This window comes from Anaerobacillus sp. CMMVII, assembly GCF_025377685.1.
Lineage (GTDB): Bacteria > Bacillota > Bacilli > Bacillales > Anaerobacillaceae > Anaerobacillus.
On record NZ_JACEHK010000007.1, the window covers coordinates 1 to 9,808 of the forward strand.

Sequence of the window (9,808 nt, forward strand, 5' to 3'; positions counted from 1 at the left end):
AACAAAGAAAATTTCATTTAAAATGATGCGAAATTTTACATTTTTTTAGGGTCTTTTCTAATACATTGCTCCTGCGGTTACTCGTCGCACAAAAAAACTTGTTGCTATTTAACCTCAAATAATTCGAAAAATACCTTAGATGAAGATATCACCCAATAAATTGAGTAAGAAAAGAGCACTACTTTACTAAATAAGTAGTGAAATCTTAGTATTTATGTGTAAAAATCCGCCTTTTGGGATTTTTACGAAAGCAATAAAACGCTACGAAAACAGCTTTTTTTTAAAACAGACTTGACAATTAGGGGTTATTGTCCTTATAATTTACAAGACTGTCTTAATCGAGTATTTCCTCAGGGAGGTGTAATAAATGGGAAAACCAACTTTCCAACCAAATAATCGTAAGCGTAAAAAAGTACACGGTTTCCGTGCAAGAATGGCTACTGCGAATGGCCGTAAAGTATTAGCACGCCGTCGTCGTAAAGGAAGAAAAGTATTGTCTGCATAGGCCACTGTTGTCAGTGGTCTTTTTTTCTAATGCTTTAATAAAACCTGGTTATTCTAACCACTGGAATTGATTTATTTCGTGGGAAAAGGGCATTATCGCCTTTTTGAGATTAGCCAGGTTTTCTACATATAAAATAGAAGTACAAAAAAAAACGTACTGATAATGTTTAGAATGCTCCGTTTTTGATATGATGAGAATAGATTCGTATATAACAAAATGGAAAGCGTTTTAATGAAAGTAAATGGGATCCTTAGTGAATTCTATTTACAGTTTAGACTTCGAAGTCGAATAATCTGCCAGGGAAAGAGTGAAAAAACACACTCCTTGCTCCTGCGGTTACTCGTCGCAAAAAAGCATCTGCTCCTGCGGTTACTCGTCGCAAAGCTGCTTGGTAGTTTTTTCAGGAAGTAGCCTGTCAGAACATTCACTTGTCGGGTCTAAGCGGGCCGCTTCCACTTTAACATCGAGGTGTAACGTGAAGAAGGAATATCGAGTTAAAAAAAATGACGAAATTTCTCTTATTTTTAAAGATGGGAAATCCGTCGCAAACAGACAATTTGTTTTATATATGCTTGAGAAAAAAGGTCAAGATCATTTTAGACTAGGTGTGTCTGTCAGTAAAAAGCTAGGAAATGCGGTAACCAGAAATAGGATCAAAAGGTTAATGAGAGAATCGGTTTTTCAACTTAGTGAAGATTTAAAACAATCTTACGACTATCTTCTTATTGCAAGAATACCGTGCGTAGAAATGGATTTTCATGAAATGAAAAAAAGTATTTCTCACGTGTTTTATAGAGGGTATGCATTTAAAAAGAAGGGTGAGTAAATCTTGAAGATAATTAAAAGGATTTTAATTGGGATCATTCTTTTTTATCAGAGATATATTTCAAGATTCACACCGCCGACTTGTCGTTTCTACCCAACGTGCTCTCATTATGGTTTAGAAGCAATACAACGTTTTGGTCCAATTAAGGGAAGCTGGTTAACTGTGAAACGTATTTTGAAGTGCCAGCCTTTTCACCCTGGAGGCATTGATTTGGTTCCAGAGAAAAAAGAAGAATAAAGCAATAAATATCATAACTAGACTTGTATTATTACTAGCTTTTGCGTTATCTTTAATGTTAGAAAGATTACGTACTAATTGGTTATCGAATTTGTTGGAGTTCAAGGAGGAAGTAGTAGTGAAGAAAAAGTTAGGGTTAATATTAATGCTACTCGCTTTTGTTCTACTAGCAGTAGGGTGTGGAAATCTTGAGGTCCCTATAACTGCAGAGAATAAAACGGGTATTTGGGAGAATTACTTTGTTTACCCGCTATCTTGGTTAATAATCGAAGTTGCGAATTTCTTTAATGAAAGTTATGGGCTTTCAATTATTTTCGTAACAATTATTATTCGTATTGTATTGTTACCGTTAATGATTAAACAAACAAAGAGTTCAAAAGCAATGCAAGCAATACAGCCTGAAATGACAAAATTAAAAGAAAAATATAGTGCGAAAGATCAAAAAACACAACAAAAACTTCAACAAGAAACAATGAAGTTGTTCCAAGAGCATAAAGTAAATCCTCTAGCTGGGTGTTTACCAATTTTTGTTCAAATGCCGATCTTATTTGCGTTTTATCATGCAATTATTCGTACAGGTGAAATTGCAAATCACAATTTCTTGTGGTTTGACCTAGGAGCAGCAGATCCTTATTACATTTTACCGCTTGTTGCCGGTGCTACGACGTTTATCCAACAAAAATGATGATGATCACAGATAATCCGCAAATGAAAGCATTACTTTACATTATGCCAGTAATGATTATTGCATTTGCTGCATTTTTCCCATCTGCATTAGCTCTTTATTGGGTGGTTGGTAACGTATTTATGATTGTTCAAACGTATTTTATTACTGGACCGAATGTAGGCAAAGCTAATGGTAATGCTAAAACAGGGGGAACAAAAAAGTGAAAAAAATAACTGTTTCAGGGAAAACCGTTGATGAAGCTGTTCAATCTGCTCTAAAGCAATTAAATACAACGAGAGAAAGAATCTCATTTCACATCGTAGAAGAACCTCAAAAAGGATTTTTAGGTTTAATTGGCGTAAAGCCAGCAGTTGTTGAAGTTGAGATGAAACCTGATGCAGCAGAAGAAGCAGTTAACTTTCTTCAAGAGGTTACGAAAAATATGGGCGCTACAATAGAAATCAATCAAGTTGAAACAAAAGAAGGTTTATTATTAAACCTTAGTGGAGACGGGATTGGGATGCTCATTGGTAAGCGTGGGCAAACTCTTGATTCACTTCAATATTTAGTTAATCTAGTTGCAAATCGTCATTCGGAAAACTATATGCGAATTGTTTTAGATGCTGAAAATTATCGTGATCGTCGTAAGGAATCACTTGAACAATTAGCGAAACGACTTGGACATAAAGCTGTTAGAACAAGAAAAGAAGTTATTTTAGAACCTATGAATGCCTTAGAAAGAAAAATCATTCATACTGCTTTACAAGAAATCAAAGGGGTAAAGACATATTCTGAAGGGGTAGAACCAAACCGTAGAATTGTAGTCGCTCCAGCTGGTAAATAAATTAATTTCAAGAAGCCTATGCTAGTGTGAAAACACTGGTGTAGGCTTTTTTAGTTGAGAGTTATGAGTTATGAGAGGGCATTTGCTTCAAAGCTATTCTATCAACAACTCAAAACTCAAAACTTATTCACATGTGGAAAACTAGAACTTTTGTTTTTAAAAAGAAAGAAAAATCAAGTTGTGGATATGTTTTATGGTTGATAATTGTGAAAAACGGAGACAATAGTTTAATGGAGTAGATGGAAAATCTTTTTATTAAAGAGAGACTGTGGTATTCTTGATAGTTAGGGACAGTAGAAGAAAATACATAAGTGAAAGTTATGTTTTTATAGAGAATTAGGTGCCTGGCGTCAGGTGACTTAGGCATATTTCAAAGAGGTGAAGAAGAGATGGAGTTCGACACAATAGCTGCAATTTCCACAGCGATGGGGGAAGGAGCGATTGCTATCGTTCGTGTTAGTGGCGATGATGCAGTTGCTGCAGTAAATAAAATCTACAAGGGTAGAAAATCTTTAGAAGAGGTGGAAAGTCATACGATCCACTACGGTTATATTGTTGATAAAAGTTCTGAACAATTGATAGATGAAGTAATGGTATCAGTTCTAAGAGCACCGCGAACATTTACAAGGGAAGATATTGTTGAAATTAACTGTCATGGTGGCTTAGTTTCCGTTAACCGTGTTCTGCAGCAAGTCTTGCAGTCAGGAGTTCGATTAGCAGAGCCAGGAGAATTTACAAAACGTGCATTCTTAAATGGACGTATTGATTTATCACAAGCTGAAGGTGTGATTGATTTAATCCGTGCCAAAACAGATAAAGCAATGAATGTGGCAATTGGGCAAGTAGAAGGCAGATTGTCCAAAAAGGTTCAAAAGCTTAGACAAGCTCTTCTTGAAACAGTAGCCCATGTTGAAGTGAATATTGATTACCCAGAATATGATGCTGAGGAAATGACAACTAATCTTCTTTTAGAAAAATCAACGTATGTAAAAGATGAGATTGATAAATATTAAATACAGCTGCCCAAGGAAAAATTTTACGTGAAGGTTTGTCGACGGTGATTATTGGAAGACCAAATGTAGGGAAATCTTCCTTATTAAATAGTTTAGTACATGAAGCAAAGGCTATTGTGACCGATATTCCAGGTACAACAAGAGATGTCATTGAAGAGTATGTTAATGTCAGAGGTGTCCCTCTGCGTTTACTGGATACAGCTGGAATTAGGGAAACTGAAGATATTGTTGAAAAAATTGGGGTTGAGCGATCACGCAAAGTAGTGAAGGAAGCTGAACTAGTTTTACTTGTTTTGAACTTCGGTGAAACGTTAACTAGAGAAGATGAGAGTTTATTTGAAATTATTGAAGGTATGGATGCGATCATCATTGTCAATAAAACTGACATTGCTCAACAGATTGATCTAAATAGAGTACATGAGTTAGCTAAAGGTCGGCCAGTTGTTACTACCTCATTAGTCGAGGATGAGGGGATTGATGATTTAGAAGAAGCGATCGCCAAGCTATTCTTCCAAGGTAATATTGAAGGTGGCGATTTAACGTATGTATCTAATTCAAGACATATCGCTTTATTGCATCAAGCAAAGGGGACTATTACTGATGCTATTGACGCACTTGAATCAGCTGTACCAATTGATATGGTTCAGATTGATATAACTAGAACATGGGAATTATTAGGCGAGATCATCGGTGATACCGTTTCGGAAAGCTTAATTGATCAACTTTTTTCACAGTTTTGTTTAGGGAAATAAACCAAGTTTTGAGTGTTGAGTTAAGAGTGATGAGTTGTGAAAGTTCGGCTTCGGAAGCAGTTCTGAAAAACTCAAAACTCAAAATTCAAAACTCATCACTGCTTTTAAAGAGGAGGAAAAATTGATGGAATATCATGCTGGAGAATTTGATGTTATCGTTGTTGGCGCAGGGCATGCGGGAGTAGAGGCTGGCCTTGCAGCCGCACGAATTGGTGCAAATACGTTAATGCTAACATTAAATTTAGATGCAGTTGCATATATGCCTTGTAACCCTTCTGTAGGTGGTCCTGCAAAAGGTATAGTCGTTCGGGAAATAGATGCCCTGGGTGGTGAAATGGGACGCAATATTGATAAAACTCATATTCAAATGAGAATGTTAAACACTGCAAAGGGGCCTGCAGTTCGTGCACTGCGTGCGCAGGCTGATAAATATATGTACCAGCACGAAATGAAGAAAACAATTGAAGAGCAAGAAAATCTCTTATTAAGGCAAGGGATGGTTGAGAAGCTAATCGTTGAAGATGGTGTATGTCGTGGTGTTGTGACAAATACTGGAGCAACCTATAAAGCTAAGGCGGTTATCATCACAACTGGGACCTATTTACGAGGGAAAGTTATTCTTGGTGATCTAGCCTACGAAAGTGGACCAAATAATCAACAGCCATCTGTTAATTTGGCCTATGACTTATTAAATCATGGCTTTCATTTAGTTCGTTTTAAAACAGGGACACCACCTCGTGTTCAAGGTGACACAATTGATTATAGTGTTACTGAGATCCAACCTGGTGATAATGAGCCGCGTGCTTTTTCATATGAAACGAAGGAATTTAATGTTGATCAACAACTGCCTTGCTGGTTAACATATACAACAGATCGAACACATGAAATTATTAATAGCAACTTACACCGTTCGCCAATGTATTCAGGAGTAATAGAAGGAACTGGACCAAGGTATTGTCCATCAATCGAAGATAAAATCGTTCGATTTAGTGATAAACCTCGACACCAAATTTTCCTAGAGCCAGAAGGAAAAAATACATCAGAGGTTTATGTTCAAGGTTTTTCAACCAGCTTGCCTGAAGAAGTGCAGCTAGAAATGTTAAAAACCTTAAAAGGACTGGAAAATGTTAAGATGATGCGACCAGGATATGCGATTGAGTACGATGCAGTCGTACCTACGCAGCTTTGGCCAACATTAGAGACCAAGTTGGTTGAGAACCTCTTTACAGCAGGTCAAATTAACGGAACATCAGGCTATGAGGAGGCTGCAGGGCAAGGGATTTTTGCAGGAATTAATGCAGCATTGAAATCCTCAGGTAAAGAGCCAATTATCTTTGATCGATCTGAAGCTTATATCGGAGTATTAGTTGATGACTTAGTTACAAAAGGCACGAATGAACCATACCGGTTACTTACCTCTAGAGCCGAGCATCGCTTAGTATTACGTCATGATAATGCGGATCTAAGACTAACTGAAATTGGCTATAAAGTTGGGCTAATCCCGGAAGAACGCTACCAACGTTTTATCGCTAAAAAGGAACAAATTAAACGTGAAATTGAGCGGTTAGAACAAACAATGATAAAACCAACAAGTGAAGTGCAAGCGTTACTAGCTGAAATCGGATCTTCACCATTGCAGGATGGCTACAAAGCATCCGTTCTTTTAAAACGTCCTGAAATAACCTACCAATTTATTGCTAGGTTATTCCCGAGTGACGAAAAAGTCTCTTCTGAGGTTGCAGAGCAGGTTGAAATTCAAATTAAATATGCCGGGTATATCGAAAAACAATTTCAACAAATTGAAAAAATGAAGAAAATGGACGATAAAAAGATTCCTGAAGATCTTGATTATCATGCAATATCAGGACTTGCGACTGAGGCTCGTCAAAAGTTAAGCGAAGTAAGGCCACTTTCCGTTGGGCAAGCTTCAAGGGTTTCAGGAGTGAATCCAGCAGATGTGTCAATCCTGTTAGTTTACCTAGAGCAAGGCAAATTAAAAAGAACGAAAGAAAGTGATAGTCATGAATAAAACACAGTTTCATATGAGTTTAGCCGAAAAAGGGATCGTACTAAATGATACACAGATGAATCAATTTGAGCTTTATTACCGTGAACTCGTCGAGTGGAATAACAAAATGAATTTAACGGCAATTACAGAGGAAGAAGCGGTATATTTAAAGCATTTTTACGATTCAATCAGTGCCGCTTTCTTTCATGATTTTACAAAGCCTTTACGACTTGTAGATGTTGGTGCTGGCGCTGGATTTCCAAGTATTCCCATTAAAATTTGTTTCCCGCACTTGCATGTGACGATTGTTGATTCTTTAAATAAGCGTATCTCTTTTTTACAACACCTGGCGACGACTTTAAACCTAAAAGATGTTTCATTCTTTCATGATCGTGCCGAAGCATTTGCAAAGAAAAAAGAGCACCGTGAAAGCTATGATCTTGTAATAGCAAGAGCTGTTGCAAGAATGCCAGTATTGGCAGAGCTTTGTTTACCTCTAGCAAAAGTCGGAGGGTTATTTTTAGCGATGAAAGGCCCAGAAGTAGTTAATGAAATTGCTGATAGTAAAAAGGCACTTTCTACCCTCGGGGGCGAAGTAGTTAGAAATGAAAGCTTACTATTACCATTTGAAGAGAGTACAAGGCATTTTGTTTTTGTGGCTAAAAGAAAGAAAACACCGAATACGTATCCACGTAAGCCAGGTACACCGAATAAACAGCCACTATAATAAGAAAAGCGCAAGCGCCCTGGGAGCCAAGGAACTTCCTCGGGTTACTTCTCTGCTTTGCGACGAGTAACCGCAGGAGCAGCGACAAAAGCTACTGACCTCGTTTACAACGTGTGTTACTTCTAGAGTTACTACATGCGGCTTTGCCTCGAGGACCTACTGGACCACAGAGGCAGCATTTAATGAACAAGGTTATTTGACCTCGAGGGGCTGGGCGGTGCTCCTGCGTCACTTCGTTTACTCGTCGCAAAACCTGCAATGAAGTAACTTCATTGATGTGTCTTGGAGCTAGACAGTTATTACGTTGAAATTTTATACATTCTTATCCTTTAAAAAGCGGTCTACAAACTAGAGAAGTTAACCTGCTTCTCTAGTTTCGAGCCCTTTTGTTTTAAAAGTTACTAGTTTGATATAGTAGCTAAGTTTTTTTTTTCTAATAAAAATGTTTCACGTGAAACATTTTTATTGTTTATAATGGTATTATTAAAGAAGGACTTTCTATCATAAATGTAGAATTAGTTAGGAAGGTAGTTTTCAGAGGGTGGTGTCGCGATGAAGCCGTTTTCACGCCTGTTCGGTTTTAATGAAAAGAGTGAAGAATTAATTGAACAAGTTGAGAAAATGAGGAACTAATGAAACTAATGATAACGAAGAAGTGAGGCAAATTCCTGTTAAGGATATAGCACCAAATCGTTTTCAGCCACGTACTGTTTTTGTTGATGAGCGAATTGATGAGTTAGCGCAAACGATAAAAACACATGGGGTAATTCAACCTATTATTGTCCGAGAACGAGATGGTCGCTTTGAGATCATCGCCGGTGAACGCCGCTGGCGTGCAGTGACAAAACTAGGGTGGGATCACATTCCAGCAATTGTCAAGGAATTTAATGACTCACAAACAGCTTCAGTTGCTTTAATTGAGAATTTGCAACGGGAAGGTTTAACTGCTATTGAAGAAGCTATTGCTTATGCTAAATTACTAGAGTTACATGGGTTAACACAAGAAAGTTTAGCACAACGCCTTGGGAAAGGGCAGTCTACGATAGCGAATAAGCTACGTTTATTACAATTGCCGGAGAAAGTTCAAGAAGCAATCCTAAATCGTGTGATTACGGAACGGCATGCTAGAGCACTTCTATCTGTAAAGGCTGTAGAAATTCAGGAAAAAATCCTAGTTGAAATCATCGAGAAGGGCTTAAATGTAAAACAAACTGAAGAACTTGTTAAGAGAATATTAGAAGGACCTATCAAAAAGAAAAAGCCACAACGTAAAGCTTTTTCAAGAGATATGCGTTTAGCCATGAATACAATTCGTCAATCTGTTGATATGGTATTAAAAAGTGGCCTTACGATAGACACTGATGAAGAAGATCATGATGAATATTATCAATTTACGATTAGAATACCGAAAAATAAATAATTTTAAGGTATTAATGGCTCACTTCCTCGGATTTGAGTTCTTTTTTTATTGATTTTTTCAAATAAGATTCGTTTTTAAAGAATTTTAATTTAAAAATAATAACTTAGTTTTAATTTTTCATGATAAAATGTAACTAATGTAGATTTGGGTTGCTAGATATCCAAGTTTCATAGAGTAAGATTGTAAAGAGGTAGGTGAACAATGGGGAAAGTAATTGCAATTGCAAACCAAAAAGGAGGGGTTGGTAAAACAACCACTGCTGTTAATTTAAGTGCTTGTCTTGCACATATAGGCAAACGAGTTCTATTAATTGACGTTGATCCCCAAGGAAATACTACGAGTGGAATAGGAATAGACAAAGGTGATGTTGAAAATTGTATTTACAACATCTTAGTTGAAGATATAAGTCCAAAAGAAGTAATTAGGAAAACGTCAGTAGAGGGGTTACATATTATTCCTTCTACCATTCAGCTAGCAGGTGCGGAAATTGAACTTGTCCCTACAATTTCAAGGGAAGTCCGTTTAAGAAGAGCGCTTGAGCAAGTAGAACTAGACTATGATTATATTATTATTGACTGTCCACCTTCTTTAGGTCTATTAACAATTAATTCTTTAACAGCTGCAAATTCCGTGTTAATTCCAGTTCAATGTGAGTATTATGCCCTTGAAGGATTAAGTCAACTTTTAAATACGGTTAGGTTAGTTCAAAAAGCATTTAAATAAAAACTTAGAAATTGAAGGGGTTTTATTAACAATGCTTGATGCAAGAACTAATTTAGGTATTCAAGTAATTGATGAAGTAAAAAATA

General features: G+C 36.9%; 6 protein-coding genes and 4 pseudogenes. All 10 read left to right on the forward strand.

What is annotated here, in order from left to right; all coding sequences use genetic code 11:
* Positions 1–367 precede the first annotated feature (367 nt).
* Positions 368–505: a 50S ribosomal protein L34 gene (gene rpmH, locus H1D32_RS10570; protein WP_071315349.1), complete on the forward strand. Its 138-nt coding sequence runs from the start codon at positions 368–370 to the stop codon at positions 503–505.
* 475 nt (positions 506–980) lie between these two features.
* Positions 981–1,331 carry a ribonuclease P protein component gene (gene rnpA, locus H1D32_RS10575; RefSeq protein ID WP_261178265.1) on the forward strand — a complete coding sequence of 117 codons (351 nt, stop codon included), beginning with the start codon at positions 981–983 and terminating at the stop codon, positions 1,329–1,331.
* A 12-nt stretch (positions 1,332–1,343) separates the two neighbouring features.
* Entirely contained in the window at positions 1,344–1,568 is a 225-nt protein-coding gene (gene yidD / locus H1D32_RS10580) for a membrane protein insertion efficiency factor YidD (protein ID WP_261178270.1), read from the forward strand.
* 118 nt (positions 1,569–1,686) lie between these two features.
* A pseudogene (gene spoIIIJ, locus H1D32_RS10585) lies at positions 1,687–2,459 on the forward strand (YidC family membrane integrase SpoIIIJ).
* Positions 2,456–3,079, forward strand: a complete 624-nt coding sequence (gene jag / locus H1D32_RS10590) for an RNA-binding cell elongation regulator Jag/EloR (protein WP_261178266.1) — start codon at positions 2,456–2,458, stop codon at positions 3,077–3,079. Before spoIIIJ ends, jag begins: the two are co-directional and overlap by 4 nt.
* A gap of 389 nt (positions 3,080–3,468) precedes the next feature.
* Positions 3,469–4,844 (forward strand): annotated as a pseudogene (gene mnmE / locus H1D32_RS10595) (tRNA uridine-5-carboxymethylaminomethyl(34) synthesis GTPase MnmE).
* 124 nt (positions 4,845–4,968) lie between these two features.
* Positions 4,969–6,873, forward strand: coding sequence for a tRNA uridine-5-carboxymethylaminomethyl(34) synthesis enzyme MnmG (gene mnmG, locus H1D32_RS10600; protein WP_261178268.1), 1,905 nt, complete (start codon positions 4,969–4,971; stop codon positions 6,871–6,873).
* Entirely contained in the window at positions 6,866–7,579 is a 714-nt protein-coding gene (rsmG, locus tag H1D32_RS10605) for a 16S rRNA (guanine(527)-N(7))-methyltransferase RsmG (RefSeq protein ID WP_261178269.1), read from the forward strand. Before mnmG ends, rsmG begins: the two co-directional genes overlap by 8 nt.
* Before the next feature lie 552 nt (positions 7,580–8,131).
* A pseudogene (noc, locus tag H1D32_RS10610) lies at positions 8,132–8,999 on the forward strand (nucleoid occlusion protein).
* 201 nt (positions 9,000–9,200) lie between these two features.
* A pseudogene (locus H1D32_RS10615) lies at positions 9,201–9,808 on the forward strand (ParA family protein); the annotation flags it as partial.

Bases quoted from the DNA above. Each gene is read 5' to 3' on its own strand.
- rpmH (WP_071315349.1), top strand. From the start codon at position 368: ATGGGAAAACCAACTTTCCAACCAAATAATCGTAAGCGTAAAAAAGTA.
- mnmG (WP_261178268.1), top strand. From the start codon at position 4,969: ATGGAATATCATGCTGGAGAATTTGATGTTATCGTTGTTGGCGCAGGG.
- rsmG (WP_261178269.1), top strand. From the start codon at position 6,866: ATGAATAAAACACAGTTTCATATGAGTTTAGCCGAAAAAGGGATCGTA.